14 protein-coding genes and 3 tRNA genes are annotated in these 15,041 nt (G+C 51.5%); all 17 read left to right on the plus strand.

The window, feature by feature from the left end:
• Window positions 1-33: 33 nt before the first annotated feature.
• Entirely contained in the window at window positions 34-765 is a 732-nt protein-coding gene (gene pyrF / locus AC6ESO_RS09865) for an orotidine-5'-phosphate decarboxylase (protein ID WP_497091227.1), read from the plus strand.
• On the plus strand, window positions 766-1,413 hold the full coding sequence (gene pyrE / locus AC6ESO_RS09870) for an orotate phosphoribosyltransferase (RefSeq protein ID WP_494818793.1): 648 nt from the start codon (window positions 766-768) through the stop codon (window positions 1,411-1,413). It abuts the gene before it with no gap.
• Window positions 1,414-1,569: 156 nt separating this feature from the next.
• Window positions 1,570-1,821 (plus strand): hypothetical protein, encoded by a 252-nt coding sequence (locus tag AC6ESO_RS09875; protein WP_497091228.1) that lies wholly within the window; start codon window positions 1,570-1,572, stop codon window positions 1,819-1,821.
• A 250-nt stretch (window positions 1,822-2,071) separates the two neighbouring features.
• A complete protein-coding gene (locus AC6ESO_RS09880) occupies window positions 2,072-3,067 on the plus strand; it encodes an ABC transporter ATP-binding protein (protein WP_497091229.1) in 996 nt (331 codons plus the stop codon).
• Between the two features lie 4 nt (window positions 3,068-3,071).
• Window positions 3,072-3,896 (plus strand): ABC transporter permease, encoded by an 825-nt coding sequence (locus AC6ESO_RS09885; protein WP_497091230.1) that lies wholly within the window; start codon window positions 3,072-3,074, stop codon window positions 3,894-3,896.
• Entirely contained in the window at window positions 3,880-4,710 is an 831-nt protein-coding gene (locus tag AC6ESO_RS09890; protein ID WP_497091231.1) for an ABC transporter permease, read from the plus strand. Before AC6ESO_RS09885 ends, AC6ESO_RS09890 begins: the two co-directional genes overlap by 17 nt.
• 125 nt (window positions 4,711-4,835) lie before the next feature.
• On the plus strand, window positions 4,836-5,786 hold the full coding sequence (locus AC6ESO_RS09895; RefSeq protein WP_497091232.1) for an ABC transporter ATP-binding protein: 951 nt from the start codon (window positions 4,836-4,838) through the stop codon (window positions 5,784-5,786).
• Between the two features lie 4 nt (window positions 5,787-5,790).
• Window positions 5,791-6,906 (plus strand): ABC transporter permease, encoded by a 1,116-nt coding sequence (locus AC6ESO_RS09900; RefSeq protein WP_497091233.1) that lies wholly within the window; start codon window positions 5,791-5,793, stop codon window positions 6,904-6,906.
• Window positions 6,907-7,094: 188 nt separating this feature from the next.
• Window positions 7,095-7,859: an ATP-binding cassette domain-containing protein gene (locus AC6ESO_RS09905; RefSeq protein ID WP_494818800.1), complete on the plus strand. Its 765-nt coding sequence runs from the start codon at window positions 7,095-7,097 to the stop codon at window positions 7,857-7,859.
• Entirely contained in the window at window positions 7,825-8,904 is a 1,080-nt protein-coding gene (locus AC6ESO_RS09910) for a permuted SH3 domain-containing protein (protein ID WP_494818801.1), read from the plus strand. The genes AC6ESO_RS09905 and AC6ESO_RS09910 overlap by 35 nt, the downstream gene beginning before the upstream one ends.
• A 3-nt stretch (window positions 8,905-8,907) precedes the next feature.
• Window positions 8,908-11,823, plus strand: coding sequence for an ABC transporter permease (locus AC6ESO_RS09915; RefSeq protein ID WP_497091234.1), 2,916 nt, complete (start codon window positions 8,908-8,910; stop codon window positions 11,821-11,823).
• A 6-nt stretch (window positions 11,824-11,829) separates the two neighbouring features.
• A complete protein-coding gene (locus AC6ESO_RS09920; protein WP_497091235.1) occupies window positions 11,830-12,717 on the plus strand; it encodes an ABC transporter ATP-binding protein in 888 nt (295 codons plus the stop codon).
• Between the two features lie 44 nt (window positions 12,718-12,761).
• Window positions 12,762-14,264 (plus strand): ABC transporter substrate-binding protein, encoded by a 1,503-nt coding sequence (locus AC6ESO_RS09925; RefSeq protein ID WP_497091236.1) that lies wholly within the window; start codon window positions 12,762-12,764, stop codon window positions 14,262-14,264.
• A gap of 139 nt (window positions 14,265-14,403) precedes the next feature.
• Entirely contained in the window at window positions 14,404-14,568 is a 165-nt protein-coding gene (locus tag AC6ESO_RS09930; protein WP_177245843.1) for a hypothetical protein, read from the plus strand.
• A gap of 83 nt (window positions 14,569-14,651) precedes the next feature.
• Window positions 14,652-14,728, plus strand: a tRNA-Met gene (locus AC6ESO_RS09935).
• A 21-nt stretch (window positions 14,729-14,749) separates the two neighbouring features.
• Window positions 14,750-14,826 (plus strand) — tRNA-Ile (locus tag AC6ESO_RS09940).
• Window positions 14,827-14,847: 21 nt separating this feature from the next.
• Window positions 14,848-14,933 (plus strand) — tRNA-Leu (locus AC6ESO_RS09945).
• Window positions 14,934-15,041 lie beyond the last annotated feature (108 nt).

Consider the following 15,041-nt stretch of genomic DNA (forward strand, 5'->3'; position numbering starts at 1 on the left):
GCCTGTATAGACATCGAAAGGGGCTGCGCGAACATGAAACTTAGCAGAGAAGAAGCGGCTGGCCGCATAATGGTGGCACTGGATTATCCGGATGCGGCAGCAGCAGAGGCGCTGGTCAACAGTTTGGAAGGTATTCCGTGCTACATGAAGGTTGGCATGCAGCTGTTCTATGCGGCAGGTCCAAGCTTCGTAATCGGATTGAAAGAACGCGGCTATAAAGTGTTCCTGGATTTGAAAATGCACGATATTCCGAACACGGTGAAAGGCGGCGCTAACAGCATTACGAAGCTTGGCGTCGATGTGTTTAATGTGCATGCAGCAGGCGGCGTCGATATGATGAAAGCGGCGATGGAAGGTGTGGAGCAGGCACTTGCGAGTGATCGCACGCTGGCTCGCCCCCTCGTCATTGCCGTCACACAGCTGACAAGCACCAGCAAACAAGTTCTTAACGAAGAGATCGGAATCAGCGGTTCCGTTGAAGAAGCTGTCGTCCGTTACGCACAGCTGGCTAAACAAGCCGGGCTTGGCGGCGTTGTGGCATCGCCGCAGGAAGTACAAACGATTAAAGCGGCTTGCGGAGCGGATTTCCGTACGATTACGCCGGGAATTCGCCCGGCAGGAGCCGATGTGAATGACCAATCCCGCATTATGACGCCTCGTGAGGCGCTTGAGCAAGGAACCGATTATATGGTTATCGGAAGACCCATTACAGCCGCCGCCAATCCGCGGCTTGCACTGGAATCCATCATTGAGGAGCTGATTTAATTGACTACACCTGTATTGGAACAACTACCGCGCGAAATTGCAAAAGGACTACTGCAAATTAACGCCGTTGCACTTCGCCCGAATGAGCCGTTTACGTGGACAAGCGGAATGAAATCCCCGATCTATTGCGATAATCGCCTTACAATGTCTTACCCGGAAATTCGCGAATTGATTGCGGAAGGATTTGCAACGGTCATTCGCGAGCAATTCCCGGATTGCGAAGCGGTTGCCGGTATCGCAACAGGCGGCATCCCCCATGCGGCATGGGTTGCGCAGAAGTTGAATCTGCCCATGCTCTATGTGCGTGACAAAGCGAAGGGCCATGGCAAAACCAATCAAATCGAAGGTCACTTCAAGCCGGGGCAAAAGGTTGTTCTGATCGAGGATTTGATCTCCACAGGCGGCAGCTCCCTAAAGGCTGCAGTAGCCGTTCGCGAAGCCGGCTGCGAAGTACAAGGCGTTGTCGCCATCTTCACCTATCAGTTCCCGAATGCGATCGCGGCATTCGCTGAAGAAGGTATCCCCTTAGCGACATTGTCGAACTACTCAGCGCTGATTGAGGTTGCCGCTGAGCAAGGGATTGTAAAGCAAAGCGATATCGCGCTGCTGCAGTCGTGGCGTGAGAATCCGCAAGCATTTGGCGTGTAATCAGCTAGCAATTGTAATCCGGAGCAGATGCTCCGGATTATTTTTTTTTTATTAACTATTGCTCCGAAATGTTTCATCCGTCTCTTAATCCGGTTATATTTAGCTTACGCACTTCATAGACTAGCTTATACCAAATAAGAGATTGCGAGGAAGCCAATGATGAATACCATGTATGAAAGGCTGCTCAGATCAACTGAGGATTTGCTTTATCGTGTGCGCATTTACGATCGAAACTTGACCAGAAGCGAGGAAATCACGCAGCTGGACGAAGCTTATGGGTTGATGAGCACGGCTCTGCTTCGTTCCCAAGTCAGTGATGATCATAGCATGGAATGTTTTGCCTCACGACTGCAGCAAGTTAGACTGCGCCTAATCACGATGATGGAGGATCTCCTTCATCCCGCATAAACCGTAGCAAGCTTCCGGAAAAATGTCTTGCCAACCTTGGAATCGGCTGGTAATATGTTACATTAAACGGAAGGGTTTCTAGGGATCCGCACATGGCGAACCGAGCGAAACCGGCAATTGACGATATGTCATGCTACACCGTAGGGATAAAAGACCTTCGGCAAGTTCCGCCTTACAGGGATAAGGCGGTGCTCGCAGGAGGTCTTTTTTGCTTTACCGGAGCACCGTACGCAGACAGGGGGAGAATACAATGACGACTGCGGTACTGCAGACACATGGGTTAAGCAAAAGCTTTGCCGTGAAACGCAAGGATGCCGGGCTATCGGGGAGCATTCGCTCGCTCATTCGGCCGCAATGGGAGGAGAAGGTGGCCGTAAGGCAGATCGATCTGACAGTGGCAAGAGGAGAACGGGTTGCTTTTCTAGGGCCGAACGGGGCAGGTAAATCTACGACGATCAAAATGCTGACAGGGATTCTCCACCCTACGTCCGGCGAAGCGCAAGTACTGGGGCTAACGCCATGGCGGGAACGGACGAAGCTCGCTTTTCGAATTGGCGCAGTGTTCGGGCAGAAGTCGCAGCTGTGGTACCATTTGCCTCCGATCGACACCTTTGATTTGATCAGTCGGGTTTACGAGCTCAACCGAAGTGATTATTTGGCAAGGAAGGCAGATTTAATCGAGCGCTTCGAGCTGGGACCTTACTTGAATATTCCGGTTCGTAAGCTTTCCCTAGGAGAGCGGATGCGCTGCGAGATCGCGGTTTCCTTCCTTCATCGGCCGGAGCTGTTGTTTCTGGATGAACCGACGATTGGGCTTGATGTTGTAGTGAAGCAGCGGATTCGTGAACTGATCCTCGAAGTGAATCGCCAAGAGGGGACGACAGTCTTCCTGACGTCTCATGATGCAGGAGATATGGAGGAGCTCTGCTCGCGGGCGGTTGTTATTCATCATGGGGGGATTTTGCTGGATGCGCCTGTTGATCGGTTGAAGCGGGAAGTGCTGAGCCGCAAAATCATATCGCTAACCTTAGCAGAACCGTACGTTGTCGGAATGCTGCCCGATCTTCAAGGCTTGGACATCATCCAATCGGATGGGCGCCGGATTAAGCTGGCTGTGGACCTGAAACGAGTTGGCATCGAATCGGTCGTCAGCTCGTTAATGGGCAGGTTCAGGCTAGACGACATGACGGTAGAAGACCCGCCGATGGAAGAGATCATTACGCATATCTATGGATCGGGAGGGTAGCGCGATGACCATTCGGAATATAGACCCGCTGTGGGTACGAAGAAGCAAGAAAATAGGGGCCGTTGCCCAAATTACGATGCGGCAGCAAATGGCCTATAAAACGGATTTTATGATGCGAGCATCGTTTCTGCTGCTTATCTTATTTGTATTTGTGCAGCTGTGGAGCGCTGCCTATGACGGAAACAGCACGCGCGTAATTAATGGCTATACGCTCAAACAGATCATCTGGTATTTGGTATTCACCGAGGCGATTACGATGGGAGTGCCTGCGCTATGTACGGCGATTGAGAACGAGGTAAAGAGCGGCGATATCGCGATCCGGCTCATTAGACCCATCTCGTATGTTGGCTATCAGTATGCAGCCTACCTATCCGAAGCGGTATTCCGATTCATCGTCCACTTGGCAGTTGGAAGTCTCATAGCATGGACGTTCGTTGGACCGCCGAATTTCGGCTTTGGCTGGGCAGGCCTGCTGTCCCTTACGCTCGGGGCGCTCACGATTGCATTTCTGCTGAACATGGCCGTTGCCTTATGCGCCTTCTGGGTGGAGGAGACGCGCGGGATGGAGTTTGTCCTGCATAAGCTGCAATTCACAGTTGGCGGCATGCTGCTTCCGCTTGACCTTATGCCGGAATGGCTGCAGCGCATTTGCGCATGGCTGCCTTTCCAAGCGATGTTGTATTTTCCGGCGAGAACGGCTGTGAACTATGGGTCGGCCTCCTTGGTGCAGCAAATTGCCATTCAGGCAGCTTGGATTGCGGCGCTGACCGGCTTGACGCTTATGTTGTACCGGAGAGGAGTGGCAAAACTGCATGTCAATGGCGGATAAAAGCCAGAAGGAAAATAAAAAGCAGACACCGCTAGGGACGATTCGGTTTCTGCTGACCTGCTGGAAAGTCAACTTAGCCTCCACAATGGAATATCGCTTGAGCTTCTTTCTGCTCGCGGGGATGATGTTTATCAACAATTTCATGTGGCTGTTCTTCTGGAGTCTGTTCTTTGACCGGTTCCAGGTTGTGAACGGGTGGAATCTATCGGATGTGATGATGCTGTGGGCAGTCGGGGCAGGCGGCTTCGGCTGGGCAAACATGCTCTTTGGCAATTTCCATCGCATAGCTACGGTGGTTTCAGGCGGTCAGCTTGATGTGTATTTGTCACAGCCGAAGCCCGTGCTGCTTCATGTATTGGCTAGCCGGATGTCCCTGACAGCCGCAGGCGATTTTCTCTTCGGGCTGGCCGTGTACGCTTGGGTCGGCAACCACACCTGGCTTGGAGCGGTGCAGTTCGGAATGGGGCTGCTGATTAGCGGCCTGATCTTTATGGGCGTCATGATTATAGCCGGCAGCTGCGCATTTTTCTTCGGCAATTCCGAAGGCATTGCGGGTCAAGTGTTTAACAGCTTTGTGGCCCTGTCGACGTATCCTTCCGGGATCTTCCGCGGTGCGGCGAAGCTGCTTTTGTTCACCATTGTTCCTGCAGGATTCATCAGCTATCTGCCGATCGGCTTGATGCGCGATTTCGATCCGTTTTTCTTCGGGCAGGCGATAGCGATGACGATCGGCCTATTGGCAGCAGGTACGGTGTTATTTCGTATCGGCCTTCGACGGTATACTTCCGGGAATGCCATTGCTATGCGCGGCTAGCCCTATCACTCACCCGGATCCTTCTCTGGACTGAGATCAATTCCCTCCACAGGCGGTTCTTGCTTTTATTTTCCAATGATAAAGTAAGGAGAGAAGTCAGCGCGTAGGAAGGGGAATGATGGCTGGTGACCAAGCATGAGGCAGGCGAGACGGTGCTTACCGTCGAGGATCTGCGCAAGTCATTCGGAGGCACGGTTGCGGTGGACGGAATAAGTTTTACGGTGAAGAAAGGCGAGGTTTTCACCATTATCGGACCCAACGGGGCAGGTAAAACGACGACGCTTGAAATGATCGAAGGGCTGCAGGAGCCTGACCGCGGATCGGTGACCGTGCTGGGCATGAATTGGGCGTCCAACAAGTCTCGTATCAAAATGGAAATCGGCGTGCAGCCTCAAACCAGTGCGTTATTCGATCTGCTGACGGTGGAGGAGAACCTCGAAACCTTCGCTTCCTTCTATAACAGACGGCGCCCGACAGACGAAATATTAGGCTATATCAACTTGGCTGACCATCGCAATAAGCGGGTGAAGGCGCTCTCCGGCGGTCAGAAGCAGCGGCTGGCGATTGGGCTTGCGATGATTAGTGATCCGGAGCTGATCTTCCTGGATGAACCGACGACAGGGCTTGATCCGCAAGCCAGGCGCAACATTTGGGACATCGTACTGAAGCTCAAAGCGATTGGCAAAACCACGATTCTTACGACGCACTATATGGAGGAAGCCGATAAACTAAGCGATCGCGTATGCATCGTGGATCAAGGCCGAATCGTAGCGCTCGATACGCCGAAAGCATTAATCGGACGGCTGACGAAGGAGCGGGAGATTCATCTCACGTTTACCGGCGGAGAAGAGCACGCATCGCTGGCGGAGCATATTGCATTAAGCAATACGGCCGTCACGCGCGTGAAGCGAAGCGGTGATCATCTGGTCGTTTGGTCGCTGCAGCCGGAGGAGACGCTGTATCAATTGTTCGGTTTTACCTCGCAGCAAGGCATCGGGGTCGAGCAGGTATCCATTCGCGAAATGAGCTTGGAGGACGTCTTCATAGCGTTCACCGGCAAAGAATGGAGGGACTGAGCCCATGAATCGAAACGGATGGAATCAATTCAAGAAGCTGTTTGGCGCACAGTTCAAAATGACATTCCGCGATAAGAACGTGTGGTTTTGGTCGATATTCTATCCTGTTCTTCTGCTGGTGATCTTCATCATGATATTCGGCGGCAGTTCGGGCAGCAGCTTCTCGGCGAAGCTTGCGCTCGTTGAACCTACCTCCAATACTCTAGCTGATGATTTGCGCAGCGGGTTAAAGCAGATTGACGTATTCGAGTATAAATCGGAAACGCCGGTAAGCCGAGAGAAGGCGGAGGATTGGCTGAAGGATCGTGATGTGGACGCCGTTATTGTGCTGCCACAGTCGGCGGATGCCTCCTCGCTTGAGCTGCTGCTGAATAAGGAGAAGCAGAACTCTCCTTCTTCACAGGCGATACAAAGTATTCTAAACAATATCGTGCTGCAGATGAATAGTGCCGCTTCCGGTGTTGCCCCTGCATTTACGCTGAAGACGGACTTCGTATCCGCAGGCAGTGAAGAACTCAAATATACCGACTTCCTGCTCACCGGATTAATTGCACTCGCCATCTCACAGGCCGGCTTGTTCGGAATGGTATCTATGGTGGAAATGCGGCGAAACGGTTTGCTTAAGCGACTGATTCTGACGCCGGCGAGTATGGGATTGTTCGGCATGGGCGGCATTGCGGTAAAGTTTATTCTCAGCGCGATGCAGATTGTCCTTCTGACGCTGATCGGGGTTGTCGCATTTGGTGCACATATCAATATGAATGTACCCGCATTCTTGATCGTCTTCCTTGTCGGCACGCTGTCTTTTGCAGGGATCGGATTTATGCTCGCAGGATTTAGCAAGACGATGGAAAGTTATTTTGGGATGGCGAATTTAACCAGTTTCATCATGATGTTCATCAGCGGCGTTTTCTTCGACATCAATGTACTGCCCAGCTATATTAAGCCGCTCGCGAACGTCATGCCGCTGACTTATTTCGCAAACGGGATACGCGACAGCATGGTGTATGATATCAGCGTGATGCATGCCGCATTCTGGGTGAATATCGCCATTATGCTGGCGTGGGGGCTTGTTTCGGTCATCATCGGTTCGAAATTTTACAATTGGAAGCAGCCATAATGTGTTAGTCTTAAGAGAGAGCTTCTGCGCCTTTAAGCGGATCATGTCCGTTTATGCGGCTCAGAAGCTTTTTTAGCAAATATTTAACGAAATTGGTAGTTGCGCGCGTAACTTTTTAATCGCTTGCTCCGTCTAATCGTTATTGAGATTAAAGTTTTTTAATAGGAAGGGGGGTCTCTGCAGCCGCGATGGGATGGTGGAGAAGCAAACAAGCAACAGAGGAAGCTGTGGAATCCGACGCAACAAGGGAAACTGATGCTCCGTACATACCAACAATCGAGACCAAACCGCTTCTCACCGTAGAGTCGGTTGAACGTACATTCCAGGTAGGCGGGCAGCCGCTCCATGTGTTGAAAGGGATAGCTATGGAACTTCGGCCAAGGCAGCTCGTTATGCTCCGCGGGCGTTCCGGATCCGGCAAAACAACGCTGCTCAATATGATCGGCGGGCTCGATCAACCTACGAAAGGTCATATTTTCTTTCAAGATATGCCCTTCCATAGCATGAATGATGATGAACGTACGAAAGTACGGCGCAAGCACATCGGGTTTATTTTTCAGGCCTATGCGTTAATGCCGCTCTTATCTGCTTATGAGAATGTGGAGCTGTCGCTCCGTATGGCAGGTATTCCGTCTCAAGAATGGAAGAAGCGCGTGGAACATTGCTTGGATCTTGTCGGATTGGCCAAAAGGATGCATCACCGTCCGTTCGAATTATCCGGGGGGGAACAGCAGCGTGTTGCGATCGCGAAAGCTATCGCACATCGTCCGAGTATGCTGCTTGCCGATGAGCCGACAGCCGAGCTTGATTCACAAATGGCCGCACAAATAATGTCGGTATTCCAGACGATCATTCGCACCGAACAAGTAACAATTTGTATGACAACGCACGATCCCACGATTCTGGAGGTTGCCGATCATGTTTACGAAATGGTTGACGGGAAGTTCATTTAAGACTGCAGCAGTTGTAGTTCTTGGAGCTTCTCTTGTTTTCACGAGCGGATGCTCATTGCTGCCAAACGAAGATAACGAAGAAGCATTGCCTGCTATTGCGCCGCCGCAAATTTCGAAGAAGCCGGAGTACGAGGTGACGACCGCCACACTTGAAACGAAGAAGACGGGCATCGGGAAGCTGATTTCGCTTCAGGAAGAGACGCTGTATTTTACACTTGACGGCAAACGATTGAAGGAACTTCATATCAAAGTCGGCCAGAAAGTAACTGCAGGCCAAGTGATTGGTTCCCTCGATGTGGACGATATGAAGAAACAATTGCGCTCTGATAAGCTGCAATTCTCGCGCGACGAGCTTCAAATGAAGGAAACCTTGCGCAAGAAGGATGAAATGGATCCGGTAGAGTTTGAGCTTGCCAAAATTACGTTCGAGGAGAAACGCCAGAAGCTGGTAGAGTCGCAGACGGAGATTGACAAAGCGATCCTGAAGGCGCCATTCAGCGGTACGGTAGTTTCGCTTAACGTGATGAAAGGCGACTTGATCAAAGCTTATGATCCGGTATGTATTATCGCGGATACGGGGCAGTTGACCGCAGCAGCGAAAATGACGGCCGATGAACTGCAAGGCATCTCGGTCGGTATGCCGGTCGTTGTTGATATCAACAGTGCCGGACAGGTCAAGGGCAAGATTGCTCAGCTTCCGATTCAGAAGGACGATGGAGGCAATGGCAACGGCAATGGTGAAGGCGGCGGACAAGGCGGCAATAAACCGGAGCGGCCGGAGGACTTCCTGACCGTGAAGCTTGATAAGATGCCTGCTGGCGTCACACGCGGAACGCCGCTGTCGATCTCGATTATTATGAACCGCAAAGAGAATGCAATTGTCATTCCGCCATCCGCATTACGTTCGATCGGGTCCCGCACATACGTGCAAGTCATCGATGAGAATGGCAAACGCGAGGTGGATGTTGAAGTAGGGCAGCAAACCGCAACGCAAGTTGAAATCCTCAAAGGATTGACACCGGGGCAGAAAGTCGTAGGTCGATAAGCTATGGGGATACCGCTATTTCGCTTTCTGCTTCGCAAAATGTGGAACACGCGATGGATGACGCTCAGCTCGCTGGCCGGCTTGATCATTGCCGTCGCCTTTGCGACCAGTATCCCGATGTACGCGGATGGAGCGCTGAAGCGGGTTGTCGCACAATCGCTAAAGGATGAGAGCAGCGGGCTGCCGGCGGGATCGCTTCTGATGCGTTACCAGGAAACGACCGGCAAGACGGATCTGAATGCATTGACCGAGGTGTCCCGTTATATCCGCGAGGATGTACCGAAAGAGGTTGGTTTTCCATTCGGCACCTATGTACAAAGTCTGGCCATTCGAAATGCAGAGCTGACGCCTGAGGATCCAACGGCCGTCGATGCGAGCCGTGTTCGTCAGATGGGACTTACGTCGATGAGCGGTCTCGATAAGAAAACCGAGCTGACGCAAGGCCGCTGGTTTACGGACGCTGTCGGTGATGACGACACGATTGAAGCGGTCATGCTGGAAGAAGCCATGTACCGCAGCGACGTCCATATCGGCGATGTGTTTGAATACCCGATCTACAGCGGATTGAATCTGACGCTTCGCGTGAAGATCGTCGGAGCGTTTAAGCCGCTGAGCGATACGGACCCGTATTGGTACCAAGGGCTTGAAGGCTTGATGAGCACGCTGCAAATTGGCGAGAATGCCTTTCAGAAAGGGCTGATGAAGGATCGGAAAATTCCGGTTCATACGGCCAATTGGTATTATGCATTCGATTTGAAAGATATCAAGACAAGCGAATTATCGCCGCTCAATCAAACGCTTGAACGGTTGAACATCGAGCTGTACCAGCGTTTGAAGGATACGAGAGTAGAGATCTCATTTGCGAAGCTGTTAAGCGAGTTCCGCAAGTCGAGTCTCCAGCTCCAGCTCCTGCTGTTTACGCTTGCTGCTCCGATGCTGGCGATGGTGTTCTACTTTATCGCGATGAACGCAAGGCAATCCCTCGACAAGCAGCGCAGTGACATCGCGGTGTTACGCAGCCGTGGAGCGGGGACGAGGCAAATCATCGGTATTTATACGCTCGAAGGCGTGCTGCTGGGGATAATCGCTCTCATCATAGGTCCGTTAATCGGTTGGTTTATGGCGAAGAGCATAGGCTCGGCTAATGGGTTCTTGGAATTCGTGAATCGGAAATCGATCCCGATTGGCTTCGGGACAGAGTCGATCATTGCGGGCATCGGCTCCGTGGTGCTTGCTCTTCTAGCGACCATAATTCCTGCGGTTATTTATGCCCGGGCATCGATTGTGGACTACAAGAAACAGATTGCGCGTTCGGATCGCAAACCGTTCTGGCAGAGATGGTATGTCGACGTTCTGATGCTAGGCGTCGCGGCATACGGCTGGTACTTATTCAATGAACGTCAGTTGATCTCGTTTAAGAGTAAAATGACGACGGATCAGCTGAACGTGCAGCCATTTCTGTTCTTTGTTCCGGCGCTTGCCATCTTCGCGATGGGGTTGTTTTTCCTTCGAGTCTTCCCGTGGCTGCTGAAGCTGTTTAATTGGATCGGCCGGAAGGTGCTTCCGGTGCCGCTCTACTTGACGCTGACTCAGCTGTCGAGATCGTCGAAGGGGTATTATCCGCTTATGATTTTGCTCATCTTGACGTTAGGATTAGGGGTTTACAATGCTTCTGCTGCTCGAACGATCGATCTGAATTCCACCGAGCGGACGCTCTACAAATTCGGAACCGACGTAGTCATGCAGACGGTATGGGAAGGAACTGCCGAAGTGATTGACACCGGAGGCGGAGATGCCGGCGGTGGCGGACAAGGCGGTAACGGCGGCGGCGAAGGTGGCAACGGCGGTGGAGGCAATGGAGGAGGCGGTAACGGCGGAGGTGGCGGCGGCAACGGCGGCGGCACTACGGTTCCGACTCGTATCAATTATTCGGAGCCGCCATTCGAAGTGTTCCGCAAGCTGGATGGGGTAGAAGCGGCGGCGCGCGTGCTGCAGACCAAAGCCAATATCGTCGTTTCGGGGCGTTCAGCCGGACAAGGAACCGTGATGGGCATCGACAATGTCGATTTCTCCAAAGTGGCATGGTTCCGCAACGATCTGTATCCGTCGCATCCGTTTCTCTACTTGAAGTATTTAGGGCTCTATGAACAAGCTGCTATTATTCCGTCAAACGTGGCGGAGAAGTATCAGTTGAAGGTGGGGGATACCATTTCTGCAGGGTTGCAGGAAGGGATGATTGATTTCGTCGTCGTCGGTATCGTGCCGTACTGGCCAAGTCAATATCCGGATTCATCACCGTTCATTATCGCGAATCTCGATTATATTTACGATCAAGTGCCGATCATTCCTTACGATGTATGGCTCAAAATGAAGCCGGGCGCGCTAACCGCTCCAATCATGAAGCAGCTGCAGGATGAAGGCATCGAGCTTGCGAATGTACAGGACGTACGCATCGAGCTAGCCGTGCAATCGAAGCACCCGACCCGCGGAGGGGTATTCGGGATTCTCAGTCTCGGCTTCCTCGTTTCCATTATCGTGTCGCTGACGGGTTATATTCTGTTCTGGTTCTTTAATCTATCAGGCCGGATTGTGCAGTTTGGCGTTCTACGCGCGATGGGACTCTCCAGGAAGCAGTTAACCGGCATGCTGCTCCTCGAGCAGGTGTTTACAGCAGGACTGTCCATCGGACTTGGCATCTTAATTGGCAAAATCGCGAGTTTACTATTCTTGCCGTTCCTGCAAACGACCGATAATGTCGCGAACTCTGTACCGCCGTTTAGGGTCGTGTTTGACTCCAAGGATACAACGCAGCTCTACATTGTAGTCGCATGTATGATGCTGATGGGTGCAGCGCTTCTGCTCATCCATATCCGCAGAATACGCGTACATCAAGCCGTTAAGATGGGAGAGGAGCGTTAAGACCTCATGATTACTTGCGAGGGACTCGTTAAAATTTACAAATCAGATGATCTTGAGGTCGTTGCACTGCAAGGGCTCAACCTTCACGTCCGTGAAGGAGAAATGATGGCCATCATCGGTAACAGTGGCAGCGGGAAATCGACGCTGCTCAATATACTGGGCGGTCTTGACCGCCCTTCCGCCGGCCAAGTAAGCGTAGGGCCGTGGGATTTGCTCAAGATCACCGATGAGCAGCTGGTCTCCTATAAACGCGATACCGTCGGTTTTATCTGGCAGAGCAACGCGCGAAATCTACTTCCGTATTTGACAGCGCTTGAGAACGTGGAAATGCCGATGATGTTATCCTCCAAACTAGATCGCGCCTATGCGAAGCAGCTGTTGGAGTGGGTAGGGCTGAAGGAACGCATGCACAACAAGCTGCACCAGCTCTCAGGCGGTGAGCAGCAGCGGGTTGCGATCGCAATTTCGCTGTCCAACCGACCGAAGCTGCTGCTTGCCGATGAGCCGACAGGCTCCGTCGATACGCGCACTTCGGATCTCATCATGGATATCTTCCGCAGGCTTAACCGCGAGATCGGCATTACGATCGTTATCGTTACGCATGATTTATCGTTAGCCGGTAAGGTCGATCGCGTCGTGGCTATTCGGGATGGACTAACCAGTACCGAATTCATTAAACGAAATCCGAATCTGGACGATAAAGATCATGCAGGCAATCATTCGACACTAGGAGGCGATCATGCCATCCATGAAGAATATGTCGTCGTAGACCGGGTGGGCAGGCTTCAAATTCCGAAATCGTATTTAACAGCCTTACAAATTACAGATAAAGCATCAATGGAATTTGACGGTGAACGGATCATCATTTCACCGCCTAAATCACTGGAGGGGTAGAACGAATGGAGAAGAGAGTTAGACGTTCGCGGGGAAAACTAATCATGAGGACTTCGGCTCTGGCGGTTACAGCGGGACTGCTGGCATCAAGTCTTGCAGCTTGCAGCAAGGGGGATAGCGGCAACGAGGCAGAGCGCCATGTGCTTAGAATCGGCTTTATGTATTCCAATTCCGATAATGAACCTTATCTGCGTCAACAATTTACGGACGGTTATGAATTGACTCATCCGAATATCGATATTGAAATCGCTGCGGCTATCAATTACGATGATCAGCGTTTCGAAGAGCCTGATCCGAACAAGAAGCAGCCAGACCCGTACGAGAAGCTGAAAGAGATGATCAACGGCAAAAACCCGGTTGACGTCGTTGTTCTGGAATCCTCTTATTTGAAGCGTCTTGTAGATGACAATCTGCTTAAACAGCTGGATCCGCTAATTCAAGAGAGCGAATTCGATATCGAGGATTTCGTTCCGACGGTTATTGACGGCATCAAGGATGCAGGAGGCGGCAGCCTATATGCGCTTACGCCAACCTTCAATGCTTCGGCGCTCTACTATAACAAGAAGCTCTTTACAGATGCAGGTGTTGCACCACCGACAGACGGTATGTCCTGGACAGATATCTTTACGAAAGCGAAACAGGTCGCAAAGGGCGAAGGCGCGGAGCGGAAATTTGGCTTCTCGTTCAATCGTTGGAGTGGAGACCCGTTCTGGGATTCCCAAACCTACGCGGCACCTCTGCAGCTAAAGATGTTTGACAATAAAGCAGAGAAGATGACGGTAGATACGCCGCAATGGCGCAAAGTGTGGAATGAAGTAGCCGGACTGTATCAAGAGAAAATCGTTCCGACCCAAGAAGATATGAACAACGGCGGCGGAGGCGGCATTGCCAGAGACGAGAAGGCAGCCTTTAACCCGTTCCAAGGCGATCTCTTCATCAGCGGTCGTATCGCCATGATGATTGGCGGCTATGATTATGTAAATGAGCTGTCCAGAGCGAAGGATTATTCCGCTAAGAACCCTAAAATTCCATCCCCCGATTGGGATGTTGTGACAATCCCTACTTTCGAGGAAGCTCCGGGTATTGGCGGTAATATCTACTTGAACAACCTGATGGCGATCAGCGCCAACGCACAGAACAGCGACGATGCTTGGGACTTCATCCAGTTCAACAACAGCAAGGAATGGGCGAAGCTGAAATCCCGCAGCACGTATGAGATGGTAGCGCGCAAATCGTTCCTGAAGCCGAAAGACGGCATGAACTATAACATCGCGGCATTCTACTCCCTGAAGCCGGTACCGCCGCAGGATACGACGCTGGAGAAGCTCTACCGCGATATGCCGAACCTTTATCAGGTTCAACAATTTGCACAGCCGCTCTTCCAGGAAGTCATTCAGAAGAAGAAGTCCGTCGAAGAGGCGCTTAAGGAATGGCAAACCAAAGGGGATGCCATGCTGCAGAAGATCAAGGAAAATCCGAATGGCCCGCTCGAACCGGTTGAAGGCGGAGGCGGCGTAGGAATTAATGTTTACGGTGGTAAAGGGTAAAGAATAACGAAGGAACCGCATCGGCGCATTTTGCGTCTGTGCGGTTTTTTTGCTTACGACGGAGTCGTTTGCTGGGGATGCTTTAATTTTCCGCAAATGGGGCATTCTAAGCGAAACGGCGAAGAAGGGAGTAAGTGACATGAAATGGGTGTATTGGGGGCGTCTGTATGAAACCAAATTTCAAGCCGGCTGTTTGGTTAGACGGATGGAAAACGACTGGTGGGTGTATGGGTATGAATGTCCGCAAGAAATCGAAGTATTTCGTTCGCGGAAAGGAAGATTTGGCGTTCGATTCCTGCCATAACAAAATATGCTTGACTTATCCGTACATCATATAGTATATTATTTCTTGTCGCCATTGAATGATTTGTAGTGAATGTGTGTTATCGCGGGGTGGAGCAGCTCGGTAGCTCGTCGGGCTCATAACCCGAAGGCCGCAGGTTCAAATCCTGCCCCCGCAACCAACCTTTCGATTATTATCGTAAGGGCCCTTAGCTCAGTTGGTTAGAGCGGTCGGCTCATAACCGATTGGTCGGGGGTTCGAGTCCCTCAGGGCCCACCATTCCACAATCATCACTCACATGCCGGGGTGGCGGAACTGGCAGACGCACAGGACTTAAAATCCTGCGGTGGGTGACCACCGTACGGGTTCGATTCCCGTCCTCGGCATCCTTAAGTAAGATAAGGATTTACGAATCCTTGAGAGCAATACATAAGTTTTAAAGCAATGAAAAAACTCTTTTTCGATACTTGTCTTGAACAAGTGATGAAAAGGAG

The organism is Paenibacillus rhizoryzae, from assembly GCF_059686995.1.